Here is a 23,508-nt window from a genome sequence, read left to right as displayed (position 1 = left end):
CTCAACGGTAGGGGTTTCCAGCGGTGTGGAGGGTATGCACCTCGTCATCGGTCATGGCGCGGCCGAGGATGAGCAACTCATCCACGCGGCCACTGAGCTTGCGATCCCTCTGGTTCCAGTTCCCGATCTGTGCGGGACCGAGACGAGCGGGATGGGCAATCTCCTGGCGGGTCTCCTTGTCGAGCCTGCCGTTGAGGTAGAAGCGCACGCTCTTCTTCGCGGAATCATAAACCACGGCCACATGCATCCAGCGTCCCTGCTCGGGGAGCACCGGCGTGCGGGAATCGGGATAGCCCTGACGCTCATCCGCTCCGGGAGCCAGGGTGTTTCCGATCAGGGCGAGGCGCATGACGGCCTCCTGTGTGATCATCCAGTGCACCTGGCCGGGATTGTTTTTGCTCCATCCATCTGTATGCAGGAGCGATTGATACGGCTCACCGAGTCGATCAATGCGCACCCATGCGGCCAGGGTGAGTTGAGGCCAGGAGCGATCGCCGCCGACGTCCAGTTTCAGATGGTCACCTACCTGCACAAACTCGGGCGCACGTGATCCGGGCCAGCGGCCCTGCACCATGCGGTACACACCTTCGCCTGGCATCGCCTCCGCTTCGAAATCCATTAGGGCTATGAGTGCAGGGTCTTCCCGCAGTTGCTGCAGCGCAGCTTCCGCGCGTGTTCGTTGCCCTGCTGCGAGCCCGGCCTTGAGCGAAGAGACCTCATCCGGCTGGATGAAGGCGGCATTGCGCAGTTCACGCGTGGTGCTGGAGCCCTGGTCCATGGTCACGGCGTCTCCACCACGCAGGCTCTGCTGCTGCCTGGCACCGGTGGCCTTGGCGATGACCTCGCCCTGGAACACATGAATTTCCGCCGCGCCTTGTGCGGGCACATCGACACCAAAACGCGTGCCCAGGTCGATGGCATCGCCGGACGGCGTCACCACCGTAAAGCCCTTGGCCGAAGGCGGCACATCTGCCGCGAGACGCCCCCGTGAAATCCGCAGCCGTTGAGCCGACTCAAATCGGAACGACGCAGGCGCTTCAATCACCACATGGGCTCCCCGTCGCGTGATTAGCGAGAGTGTGCCTGCATGCAGCTCGTGCAATTCCCCATGCAATGAGGCGCCTGGCTGGAAGGCCGCTGCTCCCGCAACGCTCTCCACGGTCGCAAAAGGGCGATGCGCGACCTGCCACCACCACCCCGCGGCGACCATCAAGATGACGACGCATACCGTCGCCATGAGCCACGGCGCGCGATGCGCGGAGGGCGCAGTCGAGCGGCCGGTTTGCGCTTGCTCCAATGCTTCCTCCTCCCAACCCGCCGCCAAAGCAGCGAGCGCGGAGTCCATGTTCAGCAACTCTGCGAACTCCCTCCGTGCCTCGGCATTCTCCAGCAGCAGGGCATTGAGCCGGGCCATCTCATCGTGAGAGATGGTGCCATCCATGTAGGCATGGATCAGGGGTTCCATATCCAGCTTCATGAGGATACCTCCTGCGCCAGAGCGCGGCGAATGCAGTCCATCAGCATGCGACGCATGCGGTGAAGCCACTGATAGAATCCGGCGCTGGTGCGTCCGCTGGCTTCCGCCACTTCCTGCATGCGCGCTTGGGGCTGGTAGGCCTGCATGAGCAGGATGCGCTGGTCGGCCGGCACCTTTTGCATGCAGGCTTCCAGGGCCTCGCGCTGGCGCTCCAGATGCGGCTCACGCTCGGCGGACTCATCCGCGAGCTTCGTGACCACCGTTTCGTCCAGCACCAGCTTGTCGCGACCCTTGTCTCGCAGCCAGGCGAGCACTTCATAGCGGGCCACGCCAAAGGCCCATGAACGAAAATCGCCATCGGCCTGGAAGGAGTCGAACTTGTCCCAAAGAACGACCGAGACCTCCTGCATCACGTCGTCAGCGTCTGCCCGTGTCGGGAGCAAGCGACGCACATACGCACGGATGACCGGCTCTTGCGCCGTGAAGGCTCGGAGGAATCGATGATGGCGTTCGTTTTCAGAGGGAGACATGCGAGGGGCTCACGCTGTTATCTCCGGGAACGCTTCGGATTTAACGCACTTTTTCACACAAAGAGGCCGAATTCGCTCCTGACATGGCCTGCGTCACGTCAATTGACGGATCACCCACCGGAGTGTCAGATTGAGCAGTCATGCGTTGGCGGCGTTCCAATCAGCCAGTTGAACGTATTCACTTTGCAACATGGCCACTCTTACCCCTGCTATCCGACCTGTGACTTCGTTGGCTGGACCGGAGCCATCCCTGGCCAGTCTGGTGGCGCAGATCTCGCACATGGTGGGTGGCCGGGAGGACTCGCCCGATCTTGGAGAGATCCGGGCCCTGTGTGACCTCCTCTACACCGCGAGCCTGCTGAAGGAAGAGGGCCGGGTGGTGCGGGCGCGCATCATCATCGCACCACCGGAGGGCTTCACCGCGCAGGAGGGACCGCCGGACGGGATTCATGCCATTCGCTTCGCCAGCACACACGCCTTCACCGCGGGTGAAATCAAGCGGTTGAGTCCTGCGGCAAGCTTCTTCCACTCGCTCATCGCGGTATGGCCGGAGAAGGACCGCGGCTTCCGCATCTGGGGCCTGCTGAATACCGGACCCCGGTGGTTGAACCTGATGGCTGGTGGTCGCAAGCCAGGGGGCATCACCATGCCTTACCCCACCATCCATGTGCGTGATCCGGGATGGCTGCTCTTTTACCAGAACTACGAGTTGCTCGCGGAGTGGCGTGGCCGCGAATTCCACGGACCGCGCATGGATGTCTTCCAGTCGCGTCTCATGAGCGAGCGCTTTGCGGATCTGCGGCATCGCCTGGCGCGGGAAAGCTGGTCCCACCGGCTGCCGGAAACGCTCACCATCGAAGCGTATGCGGAGCTCATTCATCGCATCGCGCTGCAGTTCCTGAGACGCATCGTGAGCCTGGTGCGCTCGAGTGGACATGGGGGCACGTTGGTCATCTTCCCGATGAAGAGGAATGCGGAGGAGTCGCAGTCCGCGGCGGAGCGATGGATCGACTGCAAGTACCTCGCCTCCACGGAATCCGCGGGCAATCGCGTGAAGTTCCTCATCGAGGCGATGCTGCGACGGCTTGGGGAATTGTGCCCGGAAGGATCCAGCGTGGAAGATGCCTGGAGCTGCTTCAAAAAGAGCACGGATCCGGAGCTGGACAATCTGGAGGAGTCCTTCTTTGAACTCGCGCGCATGTACTCAGACATGATGCAGGTGGATGGCGCACTCGTGCTGGAGCATGGACTGAATGTCGTGGGCTTCGGTGGCGAGATCCGCGTGGACATGAATGTCGTGCATGTGGAGCAGTCGCATGACCTGGAGCGCACGCAGGTGAGCCGTTGGAATGTGCAGAGCGATGGCACCCGGCACCGCTCTCTCTACAGGCTCTGCGCTGTGGAACCCCAGGCGGTGGGTTATGTCATCTCCCAGGACGGCCAGGTGCGCATGATCGCAAATGTGAATGATACCGTGACCTTCTGGCTGCACACGGCAATCTAAGTTCAGACATTACACGACCACGTCCATGCCGAAGCCAAAGAAGACCTGGAACGAGAAGCTGCAGGATGACAAGGGACTGCCGAAGGTGGCCCCCATTCCGGAGAAGTTCATCAAGAGCTGGGGCACCGGGACCTTTGTCATCGGCGCGCCAAGGGAGGTGGATGTCTTGATGCAACGGGTGCGCAAGGGCCGCGTCACGACCATCAATGATCTGCGCGAGGCGCTCGCCCGGAAGCATGAGACGAATACGGCGTGCCCGGTCACCACGGGTATCTTCGCCTGGATTGCCGCGCACGCTGCCGCGGAATCAGCGGCCGGTGGGGCAAGGCGTATCACACCCTATTGGCGCATTCTGAAGCTGGGCGGCGAGCTCAATCCGAAATACCCGGGCGGTATCGGAGAATTGAAGGAACTCCTGGAAGCAGAGGGGCACACCGTGGTGCAAAAGGGGAAGCGGAGTTTCGTGAAGGACTTTGAGAAGAAGGTGGCCACGTGCGAAGATTTGTTGAAGGCCTGACGAAACTGCCCGGCTTGTAGCGTGTAAGATACAGCCGAACTTTTCCCGCGCCCCATTGCCCGAACGAGCACGAAACGATCATGAAGCACTCCGCATTCCTCCTCCTGCTGATAGCCTTGCTGGCTTCCTGCACCTCCCGGCCCGCCCCGGCGCCGGGCAGCGATGCGTATCGAGGTGCGAAGGAGTCCGCCTATCGCCAGGGCTACCATCGAGGCTTCCAAGACGGACGCCGCGGTCGTGACGACGACTACGAGCGCTATCATTTCGAATATTCCAAGGCCACCGAGGATGCCTATGAGCGCGGCTATGATCTCGGCTACGAGACGGGCGAAGACCAGGCCGATGCGAATGATGAGATCAAGGACAGGGCCTACAGCGAAGGCTATGACGCTGGTCATTCCGATGCTGAGAACGGCCGCAGTCCCTACTACCAGCGACACGAGCACAAGTATTCGCCCGTGACTGAGTCCGACTTCCGGAAGGGATACACGAAGGGGTATCGCGAGGGCCGGGAGAGCTAGCAGTCTGCAGGCGGCGAAGCGCCAGAATTTGGAGTGCTGGAGCTTGCTCCAGCTTTCCGCAGGCAGCTTGCTGCCGTGAAGCGTTCCCATGGCTTCCAATACCAAGAAGCGCTGGAAGTAGGTCTTGGTGTGAGAGTGAGGCATCGGGCATTTCAAAGGAGCGTGGACACTCTTGTCCGCCACCCCTGACGCACCATCCTCTTTCATCTGGCAGGCAAAGCCATGTTCCACCAGCTGCTCCAGAGGCGTCACCAGCAGCTTCCTCGTGATCGAGACCGTTGAAGGTGACTGCACGAAGAGCAAGCTCCGCCACTCCCAGCGGAGTTCGCCTATTCCACCTTCACACGCTGGGCCATCTTTTCGTAGGTCTTGTCGCCGATACCCTTCACGTTCTTCAGATCTTCAGGCGTCTTATACGGGCGGCCCTTCACAATGTCCTTCGCCACTGCAGGTCCGACTCCCGGGAGGTATTGCAACTCCTCCACGGAGGCCTTGTTGATGTTGATGATGCGGTTCGCGGGACTGTACTTCAGCTTCCAGAGATAGGCTCCACCTGCGACGAGCAGAACGAGGATGATGACGCCGATGAAAAGGAGGTTCTGGCTTTTGGCCTGTTGCTGATTGGCCTCCTCACGTCTTTTGAAGACACTGTCGTCGTAGAGATCGCCCATGGGGCCATGGTACGAGTGCCGGCGATGGGACGCAAGGCGGTTCCCTACGGTGGGTTCGCCGCGCGTGACGAAACGGTCTCTATCAGACCGGGTAGCCAATCCCATCGCGAAGTTCGGCCTGAATGTCCTTCAGCGTGATGGCCGGATTCAGGGACTTCACCATCTCACGGGTGATGGGGGCGAGGGTGTAAATCTTCGTAACGACTTTCAGGGGGATCTCGACCTCATAGTATTCACTCGCAAAGGTGCGGAGTGTGGGCGGAATGACTGATTGCAAGGCGGCCGAGAGTTCCGCGCCTCCTTCGCTCCACGCGTCGGACTCATGAGTCAGTCCTTTGAGGCCACTCCATCCATCTTTGTGAAAGACCAGGGACCAATCGTCGCCGGAGCCGTCCCGCATGCTTGCCATCTGCTCGCCTGCGGCCCATGTGCAATTGAAGGAAAAGTAACGGAAGGCCCACTCCGGGGACATGATGAGGTCGAGTGCCGCCAGGGCCTTCGTCCGCTGGATCAGTGCTGGGATGCTTGGAAGGTCGTCCATGGGTGGCAAGGTTCAGCTCAATAGGTATAGGCAGGCCGCAGGTGTCAATACCCGGCGAGGGTGACTCATTTTCCCCTCGCACCCGGCCCGCTTCTCGGTAAGCTCCGCGCCCCATGTTACGCGCAGGTATTGTCGGTCTCCCCAACGTCGGAAAATCCACGCTCTTCAACGCGGTCACGCGCACGAGGAAGGCGGAGTCGGCGAACTATCCCTTTTGCACCATCGAGCCCAACCAGGGCGTCGTCATCGTGCCGGACGAGCGTCTCGAAGTCCTGAGCAAGATCAGCGGCTCGCAGAAGCTGATCCCGGCAGCCATTGAGTTTCTGGACATTGCGGGCCTCGTGAAGGGCGCCAGCAAGGGCGAGGGCCTGGGGAATCAGTTCCTGAGTCACATCCGCGAAGTGGATGCCGTGGTGCACGTGGTGCGCTGCTTCGAGAGCTCCGACATCCACCACGTGGACGGCAGTGTGGACCCGGTGCGTGACATCGAGGTCATCAACACCGAGCTCATCCTCGCGGACATGGAGAGCATCACCAAGCGCAAAGGGCGCGTGGAAAAGGAAGCCAAGCGCGGTAACAAGGAAGCGCAGGCCGAACTGGCCCTGTGTGAACGGTTGCTACCCCACTTTGACGCCCTGAAGCCCGCCGTGACGCTCGAGTGCTCGGACGATGAGGCGAAGCTGCTCAAGAGTTTCTTCCTGCTGAGCGGCAAGCCGGTCATCTACGCCTGCAACGTTTCTGAAGACGAGCTCGCCGCGGCCAGCAATGACCCGGACAAGCATCCCATGGTGAGCAAGGTGCGCGAATACGTGAGCCATGCCCACGCTGCGTCCGCCGTGGTGGTGAGCGCTGCCATCGAGAGCGAGCTCATCGACCTCACCGGCGAAGAAGCTGCAGCCTATCTCGCCGACCTCGGCGTGAAGGACAGCGGCGTCTCCCGCCTCATCAAGGGCGCCTTTGAGCTCCTCGGCCTGCAGACCTACCTCACCACCGGTGAGAAGGAAACGCGCGCCTGGACCATCACCAAGGGCATGAAGGCTCCGCAGGCAGCCGGCGTGATTCACAGCGACTTCGAGCGTGGCTTCATCGCCGCGGAAATCGTTGCCTTCCATGACCTCGCCGAACTGGGCTCCTACGCCAAGTGCCGCGAAAAGGGCAAGCTCCGCATCGAAGGCAAGGAATACGTCATGAAGGACGGCGACGTCGTCGAGTGGCGCTTCAACGTCTAAGAAAGTAGTCCGCCGAGCCTCGGCGGTCAGTGGGGTGCTATCTTGTGTGCGAGAGAGATTCTCTCTCGCAGTTTCCTTTACACTGTCGACTTCCGCATCAGACCAAGGAGGCCGTCATTTTCGCTTTTCACTCTTGGGTGGCTGCAGGACGGATCTCATGTATTCCGGCGGGCAGGTGATGAATACTTGCCCGGTGCTTTCATTCACGCCCACGACATCTGCCAGAGGCACGGGCAGGATGTCTTGCAACCATCCTGCAATGGGCTTTTGAGGTTTTCCCCATACGGCAGTGATTTCCTTGAGGCGGAATTCCCGAACGGCCTTGGGATGGTACAGCCCCAGTATGTCTCGAAGGCCGATGCACGAATCGGTAAATCTCGTACTCCGGCAACTCAGTTCCGCAATGTAGCGGAGAAGCTCACCCGCCGCGGTGTCCTTCAGATCCAGAGTGACGCGAGGGATATCTTCCGGACGTACAGGAGGCCGTTCGCGTTTCGCGTCGGTGTCATAGTCCACCACGCCTATCACTGGACTCCGTTTGCCTGAGGCTTTTGACACCACCTCCCTCAATTTCGAAACCGCTTCGGCGCTGGAGGCATTCACACACTGAAATTCCGGCACCTTGAAAGCCATGAATTGGGCGATGCTCATGCTGCCAGAGGGCGCGGTAGATGCAGTCGATGATCTCTCAGGGAGCTGCGGTACCTGGAATAGGCCCAGTTGCCATTTGTCGGCATATCGCACGAAGCCGGTCAGCTCGCCGATGTAGTTGAGGATATTCGCCACCGAATCCCGTTCTACCTCCAATGTCAGGAGCTCTCGCTCCTCCCACGGATTGGCTTCGGTCGAGACAGTCTGCCCGTAGCGCACGACCTTGATGGAAGGGACTCCCTGTCCTGTTTGCAGCTTTGCCATCTCTTCCAGCTTTGCCACTGTGGCCTCAAGGGTGAGGCGTTCAACCTTGTACTTGGGGACCTCCAGAGCGAGGAACTCGCCAACACCCAAGACTGGTGGTTGGGGACTGGCATTCTGGCCGTGTACCAAAGAAAACAGCCACCCTGTCATGAAGAGGACAAGAGTGGCTGTTTTCATAAGCTCGCGATGGAGTTGCTACCGTCTATTCCTCATCCTTCCCCTGCGACTGCATCAGTGCCGCCACAGCACCGAAGTCTTCAAGGGTAGTGGTGTCGCCCTTCACTTGGCCGCCCGCGGCAACTTCCTTGAGGAGACGACGGATGATCTTACCGCTGCGCGTCTTGGGCAGCACGTTCGCGAAGCGTACATCATCCGGGCGTGCGATGGCACCGATGACATTGCCCACGTGCTTCTTGAGTTCGTTGGCGAGACCGTCATTGGCTTCCACGCCGGCTTTCAGCGTGACGAAGACGACGACGGCTTGTCCCTTGATCTCGTCGGGACGACCGACGGCAGCGGCTTCCGCGACGGAGGCATGGCTCACGAGGGCGCTTTCCACTTCAGCAGTGCCGAGGCGGTGACCGGAGACGTTCAGCACGTCGTCAATACGGCCCATGATCCAGAAGTAACCATCTTCATCGCGGCGTGAGCTGTCACCGGCAAGGTAGATGCCGGGATAGGTTCCCCAGTAGGTCTGCTCATAGCGCTCGGCATCACCGTAGATGGTGCGCAGCATGGAGGGCCAGGGCTTGCGAATGACGAGCTTGCCGCCTTCGTTCGGGCCCACTTCCTTGCCATCGTCATCGAGCACCGCGGCGTCGACGCCGAAGAAGGGCAACGTGGCCGTGCCGGGCTTCGTGGGAGTCACGCCTGGAAGCGGAGTGATCATGATCGCGCCGGTTTCGGTCTGCCACCAGGTGTCGACGATCGGGCAGCGGCCACCGCCGATGACCTGATGGTACCACATCCAGGCTTCGGGGTTGATGGGTTCACCCACGCTGCCGAGCAGGCGCAGGCTGCTGAGGTCATATTTCGTCACATGTTCATCGCCCCACTTGATGAAGGCGCGGATGGCGGTGGGTGCGGTGTAGAGAATGGTGACCTTGTACTTCTCCACGATTTCCCAGAAGCGACCGAAGTGTGGCGTATCAGGAGCGCCTTCGTACATGAGAGCGGTCACACCATTCGCGAGCGGGCCGTACACGATGTAGCTGTGTCCGGTGATCCAGCCCACGTCGGCGGTGCACCAGTACACATCGTCATCACGCATGTCGAAGATGTACTTGCTGGTGAGATACGTGCCTGCGAGGTAACCACCGCTGGTGTGCAGGATACCCTTCGGCTTGCCGGTGGATCCGCTGGTGTAGAGGATGAAGAGGGGATGCTCGGAGTCGAAGCCTTCCGCTGGGCAGTTCGCATCGACTTCCGCTTCTGCGGCGTGCCACCAGACATCGCGACCCGCCTGCATGGCGATGTCCTGGCCGGTGCGCTTGAGCACGATGACCTTCTCCACCTTGGACTCGCCACCGCTCAGCGCGGTGTCCACATTCGCCTTGAGAGGCACCACCTTGCCACGGCGATAGCCGCCATCCGCAGTGACCACGGCGATGGCGCCGCTGTCATGCAGTCGGTCCTTGATGCTCTCGGAGCTGAAGCCACCGAAGACCACGCTGTGCACGGCGCCGATGCGCGCGCAGGCCAGCATGGCGACTGCGGCTTCCGGCACCATGGGCATGTAGATGAGCACGCGGTCGCCGGCCTTGATGCCCTGCGCCTTAAGCACATTGGCGAACTTGCACACCTCATCCTTGAGCTGGCTGTAGGTGATGCTGCGGGTGTCTCCGGGTTCGCCTTCCCACAGGATGGCCACCTTGTCACCACGTCCGGCTTCCACGTGACGGTCCACGCAGTTTTCTGCGACGTTCACCTTGGCGCCCACGAACCACTTCGCGAAGGGGGGCTTCCAGTCGAGGAGCTGGGTCCAGGGCTGCTGCCACTTGAGTTCGCCCGCTTCACGGCCCCAGAAGGTCTCGGGGGAGTTCAGGGACTCTTCATGCAGCCTCTTGTACTCCTCCATGCTGCTGATGCGTGCCTTGGCCTTGAATTCCTCGGACGGGGGGAACACGCGGGTTTCGTGCAGGACGGACTTGAAGTCGGAGCTCATGTGGACGGCGGTTGGGAAACGACTGACGGATTTGTGAGGGGTCTGATGATGGGAAATGACCTTCCCCGCGTCAATGAAGATCAGCAGAAGAGCCGGTCCTCAGAGCGGGGAAAACAAATCGCGCCCCAGTGGGGTGGCCTTTCAGCAAAGGTCGCGGCTGGCACAGAGGCAGTGAACCCGGTCACAAAAGCACCGCTTGGGAGGGAGGTTTTAGGTGGGCGCGGACCTTAATTTTCTCTGTCACGCCCGCGAACGTGCCCACATGAACCCTGTGAATCCGCATTTTCCCAGCCTCCGTTCCCATCATCAGGGCGCGTGGGCGGAGCATTTGCGGAGGCAGCACATCCCATGCTCAGAAATGAAGAAGCTCACCCTCCCCCTCACCGTTGGTCTCGCGGCTTTGACTGCGGCCACCCTTGCCACCACCCAGTGTGAACGCCTGACGGCGGGCTCATCTGTGACCCTCCATGATGGGTCGCTTCAGTCCAAGGTGGAACGCGGCAAGCATCTCGTGGAGAACATTGGCCTCTGTGCGGACTGCCACACCGCACGCCTGCCCAGCGGGGAGTTCGACAAGAGCAAATGGCTGCAGGGCGCGCCCCTTGGATTCAAGCCCTTGGTGGAGATGCCGTGGAACCCTGTCGCGCCTCCCATCGCTGGTCTGCCCACCATGACCACGGATGAGCAGGCGGTCGAATTCATGATGAGCGGCAAGCGCCCGTCTGGAGCGCCTGTCCTGCCGCCGATGCCTCCGTATCGTCTCAAGCGTGATGAAGCTGAGGCCGTCGTGGCGTACCTGCGCAGCCTGAAGAAGGCGGCGTAAGCGTATTCGGTATCCCGAGAGGAAGATTGTCAGGGGTCGTGGTGCCACTCCGCACCCCTCGGTCTTTCTAAGATGGCAGGAAAATGTTTCGAATGAAAGGCGCGTGTCACCCTCAATGGGGACACTCTTGCCCCATTTGAGGCGCTACTCACTGCGCGGCTTCGCCGTGGGTGCTTCCGCCACCCCGAGCTGCGTGATCGTGCAGCCCTCCTTCTTGAGCAGGTTGAGCACCCCCTGCTCGCCACCGAGATGCCCGGCACCCACGAGGACAAACACGGTCTCCCCCTTCTCCAGATATTTCATCAGGGGCGGGATCCAGGCCTTGTTCCGTTTGAAGAGAAAGTCTTCCATGAGCTCGGGGTACTTGTCCGCATCGCGGAACAGAAACTCCTGTAGCTTCGGCATGTTGCCGGATTTCCAGGCGGCGATGAGATCCTCGAAATCCTTGGCGGCAGTTTGCGCTTCGGTGAATGTCTGAAGGAGCAGTTCCTCCTGAAGTTTGTCACTGAGGTTGGCGAAGATGCTGAGCTGGAACTCGATGGATTCGAGTCCGGCGGCGGTTTTGCCATCCTTCTTCGCCAGTTCCTCGAAGTGGGCGTCGACACCATTGGCGGGGTTTGCACCCATCTTGCTGTACTCGGTGGCAGACACGGTCAATGCCAGATACCAGGGGCGGAGCTTGTCCACCGCTTCCCGGGAGAAGCCATTCCGGTCGCTCCACGCATGCACCTTTTTCAGGGTGTCTTTTTCTACATGCGTGGCGAGGTCGTCTCCTTCGCCATAGGCGCCCATTTCGCGCATGCGCGCCATGATGGCGCCATCTTCATCCGCGTCAGGCGGGAGCTCGAAGATGAGCTTGGAGCTGTCGGCATACGCCTGATCAAAGACCTGCGGCAACGGATGATCCTTGTCGCGCAGCAGGTGGATGGTGCCGCCGACATAGATGTGCTTTCCGCCTTTCTCGACGCGCCAGACGCTGGAAGGGCCGGCGTGGCCTTTCGCTGGCTCCTTGCTGCAGGAAACAGGCGCCAGCATCATCAGTGCGATGGCGGGGCAGAGCAGTAGCGGAAGACGGCGGGGCATTGCGAACGAGGAAAGGAGTGCGCTTTATGAGTAACGGGAATTGAAAGGCAAAACCAGATAAAAAGCGCTCAGAACTCGGGAAGCCTCCCGGCCAAAAAAACAGGAGGCATTGCTGCCTCCTGCGTGGAATCGAATGAGAGTGACGACCGGATGTGTCGCGCTGGTTTAGACGTTCTTGCGGCGGCGCTTCACGTGGAGCTGAGCCATGGATTTCTGGATCATGGCCTGCACCATCGCGACCTCTTCGGTAGCCGAATCGTGCTTGATGGATTCCAGGCGTTCCTGCGCGCGCTTGAGGGCGTCCTCAACGGACTTCTCATCGATTTCGCTTTCGCCCTTGGCCATGTCCGTAAGCACGGACACGCGTCCACCGGTCACTTCCACAAAGCCGGTGCCCACAGCGAAGTATTCCGACTTGCCGGTCTGGGAATAGACCAGCTCACCGGGCTTCAGCGTGGTGACCAGAGGCACGTGGTGGGGCAGGATGCCCAGCTCACCATCGGAGCCAGGCAGCACCACCGAATCCACCTCTCCAGAGAAGATCCGGGCTTCAGGAGTGACGATTTCGAGCTGGAGAGGCATGGGTTGCTATTGGAGGAATCGTTGTCAGGAACCAGAATGGGTCGTCAGGCTTACGCCTTCTTCACGGAGTCGATGCCGGCCTTCATGTAGAAGTTGCCTTCGGGCACGTCATCATGCTTGCCGTCGAGGATTTCGGCGAAGCCCTTCACGGTGTCCTTCACGGAAACGTACACGCCCTGCACGCCGGTGAACACTTCCGCCACCGCGAACGGCTGGGAGAGGAAGCGCTGAATCTTACGGGCGCGGAACACGGTGAGTTTGTCTTCGTCGCTCAGTTCATCCATGCCGAGAATGGCGATGATGTCCTGAAGGTCCTTGTAGCGCTGCAGCACGCGCTGCACACCACGGGCCACACGGTAGTGTTCTTCACCCACGATTTCCGGGGCCAGCGCCTTGGACACGGAGGCGAGGGGGTCCACCGCAGGGTAGATGCCCAGCTCAGCGAGGGAACGCTCAAGCACGACCGTGGAGTCAAGGTGCGCGAAGGTGTTGGCAGGAGCGGGGTCCGTAAGGTCGTCCGCCGGCACGTACACCGCCTGGAAGGAGGTGATGGAACCCTGCTTGGTGGAAGTGATTCGTTCCTGCATGGCGCCCATTTCAGCGGCCAGCGTCGGCTGGTAACCCACCGCGGAAGGCGTACGGCCAAGGAGCGCCGACACTTCGGAACCGGCCTGGGAGAAACGGAACACGTTGTCCACGAAGAAGAGCACGTCCTGGTTCTTCTCATCGCGGAAGTACTCGGCCATGGAGAGGGCGGAGAGAGCGACGCGGAGACGGGCGCCGGGAGGCTCATTCATCTGGCCGTACACGAGGGCCACCTTGGAGCCGTCCTTGAGCACCGGGCGACCTTGGGAATCCTTCTTGGGATGGCCCTTTTCGTCCTTCTCAGTGGCGATAACGCCAGACTCAATCATTTCCCAGTAAAGGTCGTTACCTTCACGGGTACGCTCACCCACGCCGGCGAACACGGAGTAACCACCGTGGCCCTTGGCGATGTTGTTGATGAGCTCCATGATAACGACCGTCTTGCCCACGCCGGCACCACCGAAGGCGCCGACCTTGCCACCCTTGGTGAAGGGGCAGATGAGGTCGATGACCTTGATGCCCGTTTCAAGAATCTGGGCGGAGGGGTCCTGGTCGACGAGAGAGGGAGCTTTGCGGTGAATCGGGTAACGCTTCTTGGCGGGAGGGGGAGCCTGGTCGTCCACCGGGTCGCCGGTCACGTTGAAGATACGGCCCAGCACTTCTTCACCCACGGGCACCGTGATGGGGCCGCCGGTGTCGGTCACGCTCATGCCACGACGAAGGCCGTCGGTGGAGGTCATGGCCACGCTGCGGACCCAACCATCACCAAGGTGCTGCTGCACTTCGCACACAAGGCGAACTGCCTTGCCGGAGAGATCGTAACTGATCTCCAGCGCGTTGTAGATTTCGGGAAGCTTGCCTGCCGCGGAGAAATCCACGTCCACCACGGGACCGATGACTTGGACGATAGTGCCGATGTTGCTCATGTGAGTTGTCGTTTGAAAGGTTGGGCGCTCTGGGTTTTGCGGCTATTCGAGCGCCATCTTGGCGGTCGTGATTTCGAGAAGTTCGTTGGTGATGGCAGCCTGGCGGAGCTTGTTGTACTCGAGGGTCAGGTCCTTGATGAGCTGCTTCGCGTTGTCGGTCGCATTCTTCATGGCGACCATACGGCTGGAGTGCTCGGACGCGCGGGCTTCCAGAAGCATCTGCCAGAGCGTGTTGTTTACATACTGCGGCAGGATGGTCTCAAACACCGTGCGGGCATCCGGCTCGAAGATGTACTCCGGATTGTCTCCAGCCTGCTGCTCTGTTGGCTGGTAGACGCCGCTCATGCCTTCGAAGTCCCGCTTGCCGCCGAGGGTCACGGGATTGACCGGAAGGAGCTGCTCCACCGTGGGGACGATGGTCACCGTGTTGATGAAGTTGTTGAAGGCGACGAGGACCTTCGCGTACTCACCCGTGAGGAATTTCTCCTGCACGAAGTTGCCGACCGTGCGGAGTTCCAGGAACTTCGCGGGATCCTTGATGGGGAAGTCGGCAATGAGCTTCTTGCGCAGGCGGGAGAGGGACTGGGCGCCCTTGCGGCCGATTGTCACGAACTCCACTTCGCCCGGCAGGTCGGCTGCGATGAGCTTCTTGAGAAGGTTCGTATTCAGCGCGCCGCACAGGCCCTTGTCACTCGTGATGAGGATGACGAGGGTCTTGCCGCCCTTTCCTTCCACAAAGTAAGGATGGCTGCCTTCCTCAATGCCTTCACGCAGACTCACCAGCACCTTGTTCAGAAGCTCGGCATAGGGACGGCCGTTGGTGGCCTGATCCTGTGCCTTCTTCATCTTCGCAGCCGCGACGAGCTGCATGGCCTTGGTAATCTGGGCCGTGTTTTTGACCGACTTGATGCGGCGGCGGATGTCGCGGGTGGAGGGCATTGGGCGCTAAGATTCGAAATTTGAGACCGGAGACTGCAGCAGGAGGGACTTACTTCCAGGTCGCCTTGAAATCGGTGACCGCGGTCTTCAGTTCGTCCGCCACGTTGTCGAGGGCCTTCTCGTTGCCGATGCGGTCGAGGAGGGCTTCCTTGCGGGTGGTGAAGTATTCTTCCAGCTTGGTCTGGCACTCACGCACGCGGTCCACCGGCACGTCATCGAAGAAGCCGTTCTGCATCGCGTAAAGGGTCACCACCATGATGGGGAGGCTCTTCGGCTGATACTGTTGCTGCTTGAAGAGTTCCACGATGCGGGCGCCGCGGTCGAGCTTGGCCTTCGTGCCAGCGTCGAGGTCGGAACCGAACTGGGCGAACGCAGCGAGTTCACGGAACTGCGCGAGGTCCAGCTTGGTGGTACCGGCCACTTTCTTGATGGCCTTCGTCTGGGCGGCGGAACCCACGCGGGACACCGAGAGACCCACCGAGATGGCGGGGCGGATGCCCTGGTAGAACAAGTCAGTTTCGAGGAAGATCTGGCCGTCCGTGATGGAAATCACGTTCGTCGGGATGTACGCGGACACGTCACCGGCCTGCGTCTCGATGATCGGGAGAGCGGTGATGGAACCGCCACCGTAGTTTTCATTCACACGGGCCGAGCGCTCAAGCAGACGGCTGTGGAGGTAGAACACGTCACCGGGATAGGCTTCACGACCGGAGGGGCGCTTCAGCACCAGGGACACCTGGCGGTAAGCAACGGCCTGCTTGGAAAGGTCATCGAACACGATGAGAGCGTCCTGGCCCTGGTCCATGAACCATTCGCCGATGGCGCAGCCCGTGTACGGGGAGAGGTACTGGTTCACCGCGGAGTCCGAAGCGGAAGCGCTGACGATCACGGTGTATTCCATGGCGCCGGCTTCTTCGAGCGTCTTCACCACACGGGCGATGTTCGACTGCTTCTGGCCGATGGCGACGTAGATGCAGTAGAGGGGCTTGTGGCCCTGCAGCTTGCCCTGTTCGGCAGCCTTGTTCTGCTTCGCCTGGGAGATGATGGTGTCCACCGCAATGGTGGTCTTGCCCGTGGAGCGGTCACCGATGATGAGCTCGCGCTGACCGCGGCCAATCGGAATCATCGCATCAATCGGGAGAATGCCGGTCTGCACGGGAACGGACACGGACTTACGGGTAATGATGCCAGGAGCGATCTTTTCGACCGGGTACTCAGCGTCACCCTTGATGTCGCCCTTGCCGTCGATGGCCTGGCCGAGCGCGTTCACCACGCGGCCGAGGAGGCTCTTGCCCACGGGAACGGAGAGGAGACGACCGGTGGTCTTGACTTCGTCGCCAGCCTTGATCTTTTCGCCGGAGCCGAGAAGCACGCAACCCACTTCGGTTTCTTCGAGGTTCAGCGCCAGACCGTACAGGCCGCCGGGGAACTCGATCATTTCGTTGAGCATCACATCGCTCAGGCCTTCGACCTTCGCCACGCCGTCCCCGATTTCACGAACCACGCCCACGTTGGACCTGGTGACAGCCGTCTTGAGTCCGGCGATTTCTCTTTCGATTTCCTGGAGGATGCTGCTCATGGATTTGACTGCGGTTGAAGTAGGATTCTGAAACTGGCCGGGAAGGGGACTTAGGAGAGACTGTTGCGGAGGGATTCGAGCTTGGCGAGGACGCTGCCGTCCCACACATGGCTGCCCACCTGCACACGAAGACCGCCGAGAAGCTCGGGCTTCTCAGCGAAATCAAATTCAAGATCGGTGCCGAACTTGGCCTGCAGGTCGGCGCGAATCTTGTCGCGCAAGGTGCTGGAGAGGGGCGAGGCGCTTTCGATGAGCGCGTGACGCTTTTCCACCTCGAGGCGGAGCAGACGCTCGAACCCGGCGAGGATGCGCAGGTAGCCGCGGGGCTTCTCCTCGGCGAGGCGCTTCACCACAGCGCGGACGCGGGGCTGCTGGAGACGGCCATTCTTGTCCACACAGGCGCGCATGAGCTGGCGTGCGGCGCGGGCGGAGTTCTTGTCGATTTTCATGTCCGGTCTCTGCTAGGGGAAATGGGATTCGGAAAGGGAAGGGCAGGATTAGAGGGCCACCTGGGCAGCCGTCTCGCGATTGATGCGGTCCTGGTCTTCGTTGGTGAGGACCTTGCCGGTCACGCGGCCCGTGGCGTCCACGACCATGCGGCCGAATTCGCGCTTGAGCTGGGTGAGAAGCTGCTCCTGTTCGAGCTTGGAGGCTTCGCGGGCCTTGGCGAGGATGCTGTTGGCTTCAGCGACTGCTTCCTGAGCCTTGCGCTCCTTCACTGCGGCGGCGCTGTCATTGGCTTCCTTGATGAGGCGGTTGCCGTCGGTGTTGGCCTTGTCGATGATGGCGCGCGCATTTTCTTCTGCGGCGGCGAGGTCACGGGCGATCTTTTCAAGCTTGGCTTCGCCATCGGCGATGCGCTTGCGGCGGGCCTCCAGCATGGCGACGATCGGGCCGAATGCGTAGCGATTCAGCACGAAATACACGATTCCGAAAGTGAAGACCTGCGCGATGATCTTGGGCCACTGGATGCCGAACTGTTCTAACATAACGCTGGTTGGTGTAGGTGCTGCTGCTGGTTGAGGAGGCGAAAGTTGGCGGGCTGCACGGGCAGCCCGCCGGGAAGTAACAAGAACGACTTACTTGGCAAGGAAGAGGGCCATCACGCCCAGACCTTCTGCAAGGGCCATCGCGATAATGCCGATAACGAGGATGTTACCGAAAGCGCCGGGATTGCGGCCCACGGCTTCCACAGCCTTGGAGCCGGCCATGCCCACGCCAAGAGCAGCGCCGATGACGCCGAGGCCGGAGGCGATGTTGCCGTAGACGCCCTGCACTGCGGGAGCGTGAGCGGGAGCTTCGGCAGCCATGGTGATGATTTCGTTGATCATATGCTTAGTTCTGGATGTTTGTGTTTGTTGTGTCGACTGCATCCACACGTTGCGCATGGTCCTGCAGCCAAAGTCTCAAAGTTTAATGATGGCTGCCGTGTCCTTCCTCATGACCGTGGTCGTCGTGAGTAGTGGAGAGCTGGATGTACACCGCGCAGAGGAGGGTGAACACCATGGCCTGCAGCAGGCCCACCAGCAGTTCCATGAAGTAGAAGGGAATCGGGAGAAGCACGCTGCCCAGGAAGCTCAAGACCGGGCCGGAGTTGTCCATCATGCTGCTCATGGCGTGAAGCACGCTTTCACCGGCATAGATGTTCCCGTAGAGACGCACGGAGAGGGTCAGCGGGCGCATCGCGATGGACACCAACTCGATGGCGCCGACGAAGAGGAACACGAGACCAACCACGAACCCCATGAAGCCTTTCAGACCACCTTTGGGTCCGAAAGTGTGAACCACGAAGCCCCACACGCCGATTTCTTTGAGCGTGATGAAGAGCCAGACGATAAACGCGGTCAGCGCGAGGCCGATGGTCATGTTCAGGTCGCCTGTCGGAGGACGCAGAACGGGGTTCACCATGTCATGGGCGCCAGTGCCGATGGTAAGTGGGCCCGTGCCTTTGCCCCAGCCAATGGTGCCGACTCCAGGAACAAGGCCGAACCAGTTTGAAACAAGGATGAAGAGGAACAGCGTTGCCAGCAGAGGGAACGCTTTCGGCGCAAGCTTGGCACCCACGATGGCTTCTACGCGGCCATAGAGACCTTCCACCAGAAACTCAAAAAAGTTTTGCGCCTTGTGCGGCACCAACTGCATGCCGGTGGTTGCTTTCTTGGACAGCCAGAGCAGCACTCCGAGTACGATGAGCGCCACCAAGGTGGAACTGGTGATGAAACTCAGGAAGCTGAGGCCCGGAAAAACCGGGCTCGCAGCCGCGCCTACTTCAGCCAGCATGACGGGCATCGAAAAAGTTAGATTCTCGGCGGGAAGCATAAGCGTGAGATCAGGGGCCCGAAACAATGGCGGGGGTTATGACTTAACCGGACTGGGAAATGGGTGCAAGGCTAATTTGTGAAATTTTTCACAAAGTCCCTCCTTCCCGCATGGAATGGGCGTTCCACGCTGATCAAGGCCTCGAAAATCAACCTGCAATCCGGTCACAATTGCGTCACTCACGGAGGGAGCCGCGACGTTATGTGAAATGCTTTATATAATGATCCCAAATTGCGCATAACTCCTATCCGTGTGACTCCCGTCCGCCGCGTCCAATCGGACCCACCTGCCCCACCGTTTCGAGCCCATGGTCGGAACCCTTTGTCACCTCTTCGACAATGCACTAGCACCTCAATCGCCGCATTTAGTTTAACGGTGTGTTCAACGGGATTATCGAGCAAATGAGACTAGCTTCTTCGCCATCTCATGGAATACTCTGTGCAGGACTTGCCCGCTGCTCGTATGCGCACTTCCCTCATCGCCCGATTCACCACGACAAGTTGCCGCCTTGTCAGGAATTCACCCGTTCGTTCGCTGAAAACCAACGACTTCCAAAACGATAGTTCGTTTGGCCAACTTTTGTCTTTTTACGGAATCCTTCGGGCTTTCGTCAGCTCCTATTCGTATCTTCCTATCATGATGCGTTGATACGTACTTGAAAGCCTCCGCCGCCGGTTCTAACATCCCCCTCCCATGCCCGCCCAACCCGATGCCACTGAAGAACTCCGTAAAGAGCTCAGCCGCCGCATTATGGTCATCGATGGAGCCATGGGCACCACCATCCGCGGCTATGGTCTGACCGAGGCGGACACCCGCGGTGAACGTTTCAAGGATGCCCCCAAAGACCTGAAGAACAACGGGGACATCCTTTCCCTGACCCGGCCGGATGTCATCGGAGACATCCACAAGCGCTTCCTCGTGGCGGGGGCGGACATGATCGAGACGAACACGTTCTCCGGCTCCAGCATCGCCCAGAGCGAGTTCTTCAAGGAGGATCCCCGTGAGACTGGCAAGGGTCGCAAGGACGCCGCCTTCTATCAGGAAGTCCTTGATGATAAGTTCCTTGAGGAGCTTGCTTGGGACATCAATTTCCAGTCCGCGCGCCTCTGTCGCGAATGGGCGGACAAGATTGGCTCGGACACGGGCCGCAAGCGCTACGTGGCCGGCGCCATCGGGCCGCTCACGGTCTCGCTCTCAGTGTCTCCCGATGCGGATGACGCCGGATTTCGCGTCGTGACCTTCGATCAGGTGGTGGAGGACTACCGACGCCAGGTCCGCGCCCTCATTGCTGGCGGCTGCGACACTCTGCTGGTGGAGACCATCTTCGATGCCCTGAATGCCAAGGCGGCACTGGTCGCCATCGAGCAGGTCTTTGACGAGGACAAGCTTCGCCTTCCCATCCAGGTTTCCGCAGCGGTGGGTCTCGGTGGCGAGACCATGATCTCGGCGCAGAAGGTCGAGGCTCTGTGGAATTCAGTGCGGCAGCACAAGCTCCTGTCGATCGGGCTGAACTGTTCCCTCGGTCCGGACAAGATGCGCCCCTTCTTGGAGGAGCTATCCACCCGTGCGGACACCTTCGTCTCCTGCTACCCGAACGCGGGCATGCCCAACCCGCTCACGCCCACCGGCTTCGACCTTGAGCCGCAGCACATGGGTGAGTACCTCACGGATTTTGCCGGTGGGAAGCTGGTGAACATCGCGGGTGGTTGCTGCGGCAACACGCCGGACCACATTGCGGCCATCGCCAAGGCGGTGGAGCGTTTTGAGCCCCGCCCCATTCCGGAAATCGAGCCCCTCATGCGCCTGAGTGGCAGTGATGCCTTCACGCTGGCGAAAGAGGCGAACTACCTCATGATCGGCGAGCGCACGAACGTGGCGGGCTCGCCCAAGTTCGCCAAGCTCATCAAAGAGAACAAGTTGGAGGACGCGGTCGCCATCGCCCGCCAGCAGGTGGAGAATGGTGCCAATGTCATCGACGTCTGCATGGACGAAGGCCTCATCGAGGGCGTGACCATGATGACGCGGTTCCTGCAACTGCTGGCCGCCGAACCTGAAATCGCGAAGGTACCGATCATGGTGGACTCCTCGAAGTGGGAGGTCATCGAGGCCGGTCTGAAGTGCCTCCAGGGCAAGGGCATCGTGAACTCCATCTCGCTGAAGGAAGGCGAGGAGATCTTCAAGGATCATGCCCGCGTCATCAACCAGTACGGCGCCGCGACGGTGGTGATGGCCTTCGATGAGCAGGGCCAGGCCGCGACCTACGAGGACAAGATCCGCATCTGCGAGCGTGCCTACCGCATTCTCGTGGACGAAGTGGGCTTCAACCCGCAGGACATCATCTTTGACCCGAACATCCTCACCGTGGCCACGGGGATGGAGGAGCACAACAACTACGCGCTCGACTTCATCAACGCCACGCGGTGGATCAAGCAGAACCTGCCCGGCGCGAAAGTGAGCGGCGGCGTGAGCAACATCAGCTTCAGCTTCCGCGGCAACAACAAGGTGCGCGAGGCAATGCACAGCGCCTTCCTCTATCACGCGATCAAGGCGGGCATGGACATGGGCATTGTGAATGCCGGCATGCTCGAGGTGTACGAAGACGTCCCCGAGGAAATGTTGGTCAAGGTGGAGGACGTGCTTCTCAACCGCCGCCCGGATGCGACGGAGATCCTGGTCGACTACGCCGAGCAGTTCAAGGGACAGAAGGGTGACAAGAAGCAGGAAGTCGATCTCGCCTGGCGCGACGCTCCGGTGGCGAAGCGGCTGGAGCATGCCCTGCTTCGTGGCATCACGGACTTCATCGATCAGGACACGGAAGAAGCGCGCGCTGAGCTCGGCGTGCCGCTGAAGGTCATCGAAGGTCCTCTCATGGATGGCATGAGCGTGGTGGGTGACCTTTTCGGTGCAGGAAAGATGTTCCTGCCACAGGTGGTGAAGAGCGCCCGCGTGATGAAGAAGGCCGTGGCTTATCTGCAACCGTTCATGGAGGCAGAAAAGGTGGCGCAGGCCGAAGCTCGCGCTGCCGCCCACCGCAAGGCCCTGGAGACCAATGCCGATGCCGTGGCGGAAATGGCCGCTGAAGAATCCTCACCTACCATCGTGCTCGCCACGGTGAAAGGCGACGTGCACGACATCGGAAAAAACATCGTGGGCGTGGTCATGGCCTGCAATGGCTTCCGCGTGATCGACCTCGGTGTGATGGTGGCTTGTGAGAAGATTCTTGAGCGTGCTGTCGAAGAGAAGGCGGACATCATCGGCCTGAGCGGCCTCATCACGCCTTCGCTCGATGAGATGGTGCACGTCGCCAGCGAGATGAAGCGTAACGGCTTCAAGCTCCCGCTGCTTATCGGCGGTGCGACCACCAGCGCTGCGCACACCGCGATCAAGATCGCCCCGAAGTACGATCATCCCATCGTGCATGTGCTGGATGCTTCCCGCTCCGTGCCCGTGATGACATCACTGCTCAGCGAAGATCAACGGGCGGGCTTCGTGCAGAAGAACGAAGAGCGCCATAACGACCTGCGCCAGAAGTACGCTGCCAAGGATGAGGCCAGCAAGCTGCTGCCGATTGCCGAGGCCCGCGCGAAGGGATCACAATTTGACTGGGCCACGCAGGAGATCGCCGTGCCGTCCTTCACGGGCGTGAAGGTGTATGACCCGCTGCCCATCGAGGAGGTGGTGCCCTTCATTGATTGGTCGCCGTTCTTCCACACGTGGGAGCTGCGGGGTCGCTGGCATCCGGATGAGCAGCGCTTCAAAAGCGCGCTGCCAGAGTTCCAGGAACAGGTCGAGCCCGAGGCGGCAAAGCTCTACAACGATGCGTACGCGTTGCTGCAACGTGTCATCGCGGAGAAGCGCTACACCATCCGCGCATGCTACGCGTTCTGGCCTGCCAATCGTGTGGGCGACGACGTGGAAGTGTACACAGACGAATCACGCTCCGAGGTGCGCACCGTGTTTCACACGTTGCGCCAGCAAAATCCCAAGAAGGACAAACCGAACTACGCCCTGGCGGACTTCGTCGCGCCGAAGGAGAGCGGTCGCGCGGACTACATCGGCGGCTTCTGCGTGGGCATCCACGGAGGAGACGAGTTTGCCGACACCTTCAAGAACGCGCACGACGACTACAACAGCATCATGGCCAAGGCCATTGCGGACCGTCTTGCCGAAGCCACCGCAGAATACTTGCATAAGCAGGCTCGTGTCGCGTGGGGCTATGAGAAGACAGAAGAGCTCAGCAACGAGGAACTCATCCGCGAGCGCTATCGCGGCATCCGTCCCGCACCGGGTTATCCCGCGCAGCCGGACCATACCGAGAAGCCCATCTTGTTTGCTCTCATGGACGCCACTGCCCATACGGGCGTGACGCTCACCGAAAGCAACGCCATGCATCCCGGCGCTGCCGTGAGTGGCCTGTACTTCGGCCACCCCGAGGCGCGCTACTTCGCCGTCGGCAAGATCAACAAGGATCAGATCGAAGACTACGCCAAACGCAAGGGCGAGACGGTGGAGCACATGGAGAAGTGGCTCGGGCCGTGGCTGGCGTATTGAGCGATGTGGTCCGCACAGTCCCCTGTGCGGTCAGTGGGGAGGCTGCTCCCTG

General features: G+C 60.5%; 21 protein-coding genes. 6 read left to right on the top strand and 15 right to left on the bottom strand.

Translation table 11 applies throughout. The features are described from left to right. Position 1: 1 nt before the first annotated feature. Entirely contained in the window at positions 2-1,477 is a 1,476-nt protein-coding gene (locus DES53_RS27695) for a LamG-like jellyroll fold domain-containing protein (protein ID WP_113961588.1), read from the bottom strand. Next, entirely contained in the window at positions 1,474-2,007 is a 534-nt protein-coding gene (locus DES53_RS27690) for a sigma-70 family RNA polymerase sigma factor (RefSeq protein ID WP_113961587.1), read from the bottom strand. Before DES53_RS27690 ends, DES53_RS27695 begins: the two co-directional genes overlap by 4 nt. A 190-nt stretch (positions 2,008-2,197) precedes the next feature. On the opposite strand from DES53_RS27690, the gene DES53_RS27685 reads away from it, so the two are divergent. The 3 genes from DES53_RS27685 to DES53_RS27675 all read left to right on the top strand — a co-directional run bounded on the left by DES53_RS27685 (position 2,198) and on the right by DES53_RS27675 (position 4,549). Next, the gene (locus DES53_RS27685; RefSeq protein WP_211325716.1) at positions 2,198-3,511 is read left to right on the top strand and encodes a putative sensor domain DACNV-containing protein; all 1,314 of its coding nucleotides are present in this window, start codon (positions 2,198-2,200) and stop codon (positions 3,509-3,511) included. Between the two features lie 25 nt (positions 3,512-3,536). After that, positions 3,537-4,028, top strand: a complete 492-nt coding sequence (locus DES53_RS27680; RefSeq protein ID WP_113961585.1) for an MGMT family protein — start codon at positions 3,537-3,539, stop codon at positions 4,026-4,028. Positions 4,029-4,108: 80 nt separating this feature from the next. Next, the gene (locus tag DES53_RS27675) at positions 4,109-4,549 is read left to right on the top strand and encodes a hypothetical protein (protein WP_113961584.1); all 441 of its coding nucleotides are present in this window, start codon (positions 4,109-4,111) and stop codon (positions 4,547-4,549) included. Positions 4,550-4,878: 329 nt separating this feature from the next. On the opposite strand, the gene DES53_RS27670 is transcribed toward DES53_RS27675, so the two are convergent. Together DES53_RS27670 and DES53_RS27665 are read right to left on the bottom strand one after the other, a co-directional pair. Next, the gene (locus DES53_RS27670; RefSeq protein WP_113961583.1) at positions 4,879-5,220 is read right to left on the bottom strand and encodes a ComEA family DNA-binding protein; all 342 of its coding nucleotides are present in this window, start codon (positions 5,218-5,220) and stop codon (positions 4,879-4,881) included. 82 nt (positions 5,221-5,302) lie between these two features. Beyond that, a complete protein-coding gene (locus DES53_RS27665; protein WP_113961582.1) occupies positions 5,303-5,761 on the bottom strand; it encodes a hypothetical protein in 459 nt (152 codons plus the stop codon). Positions 5,762-5,874: 113 nt separating this feature from the next. On the opposite strand from DES53_RS27665, the gene ychF reads away from it, so the two are divergent. Next, complete coding sequence (ychF, locus tag DES53_RS27660) at positions 5,875-6,990, top strand: redox-regulated ATPase YchF (protein WP_113961581.1); 1,116 nt, start codon at positions 5,875-5,877, stop codon at positions 6,988-6,990. Positions 6,991-7,104: 114 nt separating this feature from the next. Here the strand turns inward: ychF and DES53_RS27655 are convergent, their stop codons facing one another. Together DES53_RS27655 and acs are read right to left on the bottom strand one after the other, a co-directional pair. Further along, entirely contained in the window at positions 7,105-8,082 is a 978-nt protein-coding gene (locus tag DES53_RS27655; protein ID WP_113961580.1) for a hypothetical protein, read from the bottom strand. A 25-nt stretch (positions 8,083-8,107) separates the two neighbouring features. Further along, positions 8,108-10,069, bottom strand: a complete 1,962-nt coding sequence (gene acs / locus DES53_RS27650; RefSeq protein WP_113961579.1) for an acetate--CoA ligase — start codon at positions 10,067-10,069, stop codon at positions 8,108-8,110. Between the two features lie 358 nt (positions 10,070-10,427). Here acs and DES53_RS27645 point away from each other — a divergent pair, with 358 nt between their 5' ends. After that, the gene (locus DES53_RS27645) at positions 10,428-10,892 is read left to right on the top strand and encodes a c-type cytochrome (protein WP_170157467.1); all 465 of its coding nucleotides are present in this window, start codon (positions 10,428-10,430) and stop codon (positions 10,890-10,892) included. Positions 10,893-11,036: 144 nt separating this feature from the next. Here DES53_RS27645 and DES53_RS27640 read toward each other — a convergent pair whose 3' ends face one another. The 9 genes from DES53_RS27640 to atpB all read right to left on the bottom strand — a co-directional run bounded on the left by DES53_RS27640 (position 11,037) and on the right by atpB (position 18,866). Next, entirely contained in the window at positions 11,037-11,975 is a 939-nt protein-coding gene (locus DES53_RS27640; protein ID WP_113961577.1) for a TraB/GumN family protein, read from the bottom strand. 165 nt (positions 11,976-12,140) lie between these two features. Beyond that, the gene (locus DES53_RS27635) at positions 12,141-12,557 is read right to left on the bottom strand and encodes a F0F1 ATP synthase subunit epsilon (RefSeq protein ID WP_113961576.1); all 417 of its coding nucleotides are present in this window, start codon (positions 12,555-12,557) and stop codon (positions 12,141-12,143) included. Between the two features lie 50 nt (positions 12,558-12,607). Further along, positions 12,608-14,068 (bottom strand): F0F1 ATP synthase subunit beta, encoded by a 1,461-nt coding sequence (gene atpD, locus DES53_RS27630; protein ID WP_113961575.1) that lies wholly within the window; start codon positions 14,066-14,068, stop codon positions 12,608-12,610. Between the two features lie 42 nt (positions 14,069-14,110). Further along, a complete protein-coding gene (gene atpG, locus DES53_RS27625) occupies positions 14,111-15,007 on the bottom strand; it encodes an ATP synthase F1 subunit gamma (RefSeq protein WP_113961574.1) in 897 nt (298 codons plus the stop codon). A gap of 49 nt (positions 15,008-15,056) precedes the next feature. Beyond that, entirely contained in the window at positions 15,057-16,586 is a 1,530-nt protein-coding gene (gene atpA, locus DES53_RS27620) for a F0F1 ATP synthase subunit alpha (protein ID WP_113961573.1), read from the bottom strand. 50 nt (positions 16,587-16,636) lie between these two features. After that, positions 16,637-17,035, bottom strand: a complete 399-nt coding sequence (locus tag DES53_RS27615; RefSeq protein WP_113961572.1) for a F0F1 ATP synthase subunit delta — start codon at positions 17,033-17,035, stop codon at positions 16,637-16,639. A gap of 48 nt (positions 17,036-17,083) precedes the next feature. Continuing rightward, positions 17,084-17,575 carry a F0F1 ATP synthase subunit B gene (atpF, locus tag DES53_RS27610; RefSeq protein ID WP_113961571.1) on the bottom strand — a complete coding sequence of 164 codons (492 nt, stop codon included), beginning with the start codon at positions 17,573-17,575 and terminating at the stop codon, positions 17,084-17,086. 90 nt (positions 17,576-17,665) lie between these two features. Further along, positions 17,666-17,917 (bottom strand): ATP synthase F0 subunit C, encoded by a 252-nt coding sequence (locus DES53_RS27605; RefSeq protein ID WP_245958283.1) that lies wholly within the window; start codon positions 17,915-17,917, stop codon positions 17,666-17,668. 82 nt (positions 17,918-17,999) lie between these two features. Then, positions 18,000-18,866 (bottom strand): F0F1 ATP synthase subunit A, encoded by an 867-nt coding sequence (atpB, locus tag DES53_RS27600; protein WP_170157466.1) that lies wholly within the window; start codon positions 18,864-18,866, stop codon positions 18,000-18,002. 732 nt (positions 18,867-19,598) lie between these two features. Here atpB and metH point away from each other — a divergent pair. After that, on the top strand, positions 19,599-23,456 hold the full coding sequence (metH, locus tag DES53_RS27595; protein ID WP_113961569.1) for a methionine synthase: 3,858 nt from the start codon (positions 19,599-19,601) through the stop codon (positions 23,454-23,456). The last annotated feature ends 52 nt before the right edge of the window (positions 23,457-23,508 follow it).

The sequence above is a fragment of the Roseimicrobium gellanilyticum genome (genome assembly GCF_003315205.1).
Taxonomy (GTDB): Bacteria; Verrucomicrobiota; Verrucomicrobiia; order Verrucomicrobiales; family Verrucomicrobiaceae; genus Roseimicrobium; species Roseimicrobium gellanilyticum.
This window is presented reverse-complemented; position numbering and strand designations above follow the sequence as displayed.

What these genes read in the sequence shown, in the direction of transcription:
- DES53_RS27695 (WP_113961588.1), bottom strand. Translation starts at nt 1,477, where the DNA reads ATGAAGCTGGATATGGAACCCCTGATCCATGCCTACATGGATGGCACC.
- DES53_RS27690 (WP_113961587.1), bottom strand. Translation starts at nt 2,007, where the DNA reads ATGTCTCCCTCTGAAAACGAACGCCATCATCGATTCCTCCGAGCCTTC.
- DES53_RS27685 (WP_211325716.1), top strand. Translation starts at nt 2,198, where the DNA reads ATGGCCACTCTTACCCCTGCTATCCGACCTGTGACTTCGTTGGCTGGA.
- DES53_RS27680 (WP_113961585.1), top strand. Translation starts at nt 3,537, where the DNA reads ATGCCGAAGCCAAAGAAGACCTGGAACGAGAAGCTGCAGGATGACAAG.
- DES53_RS27675 (WP_113961584.1), top strand. Translation starts at nt 4,109, where the DNA reads ATGAAGCACTCCGCATTCCTCCTCCTGCTGATAGCCTTGCTGGCTTCC.
- DES53_RS27670 (WP_113961583.1), bottom strand. Translation starts at nt 5,220, where the DNA reads ATGGGCGATCTCTACGACGACAGTGTCTTCAAAAGACGTGAGGAGGCC.
- DES53_RS27665 (WP_113961582.1), bottom strand. Translation starts at nt 5,761, where the DNA reads ATGGACGACCTTCCAAGCATCCCAGCACTGATCCAGCGGACGAAGGCC.
- ychF (WP_113961581.1), top strand. Translation starts at nt 5,875, where the DNA reads ATGTTACGCGCAGGTATTGTCGGTCTCCCCAACGTCGGAAAATCCACG.
- DES53_RS27655 (WP_113961580.1), bottom strand. Translation starts at nt 8,082, where the DNA reads ATGAAAACAGCCACTCTTGTCCTCTTCATGACAGGGTGGCTGTTTTCT.
- acs (WP_113961579.1), bottom strand. Translation starts at nt 10,069, where the DNA reads ATGAGCTCCGACTTCAAGTCCGTCCTGCACGAAACCCGCGTGTTCCCC.
- DES53_RS27645 (WP_170157467.1), top strand. Translation starts at nt 10,428, where the DNA reads ATGAAGAAGCTCACCCTCCCCCTCACCGTTGGTCTCGCGGCTTTGACT.
- DES53_RS27640 (WP_113961577.1), bottom strand. Translation starts at nt 11,975, where the DNA reads ATGCCCCGCCGTCTTCCGCTACTGCTCTGCCCCGCCATCGCACTGATG.
- DES53_RS27635 (WP_113961576.1), bottom strand. Translation starts at nt 12,557, where the DNA reads ATGCCTCTCCAGCTCGAAATCGTCACTCCTGAAGCCCGGATCTTCTCT.
- atpD (WP_113961575.1), bottom strand. Translation starts at nt 14,068, where the DNA reads ATGAGCAACATCGGCACTATCGTCCAAGTCATCGGTCCCGTGGTGGAC.
- atpG (WP_113961574.1), bottom strand. Translation starts at nt 15,007, where the DNA reads ATGCCCTCCACCCGCGACATCCGCCGCCGCATCAAGTCGGTCAAAAAC.
- atpA (WP_113961573.1), bottom strand. Translation starts at nt 16,586, where the DNA reads ATGAGCAGCATCCTCCAGGAAATCGAAAGAGAAATCGCCGGACTCAAG.
- DES53_RS27615 (WP_113961572.1), bottom strand. Translation starts at nt 17,035, where the DNA reads ATGAAAATCGACAAGAACTCCGCCCGCGCCGCACGCCAGCTCATGCGC.
- atpF (WP_113961571.1), bottom strand. Translation starts at nt 17,575, where the DNA reads ATGTTAGAACAGTTCGGCATCCAGTGGCCCAAGATCATCGCGCAGGTC.
- DES53_RS27605 (WP_245958283.1), bottom strand. Translation starts at nt 17,917, where the DNA reads ATGATCAACGAAATCATCACCATGGCTGCCGAAGCTCCCGCTCACGCT.
- atpB (WP_170157466.1), bottom strand. Translation starts at nt 18,866, where the DNA reads ATGCTGGCTGAAGTAGGCGCGGCTGCGAGCCCGGTTTTTCCGGGCCTC.
- metH (WP_113961569.1), top strand. Translation starts at nt 19,599, where the DNA reads ATGCCCGCCCAACCCGATGCCACTGAAGAACTCCGTAAAGAGCTCAGC.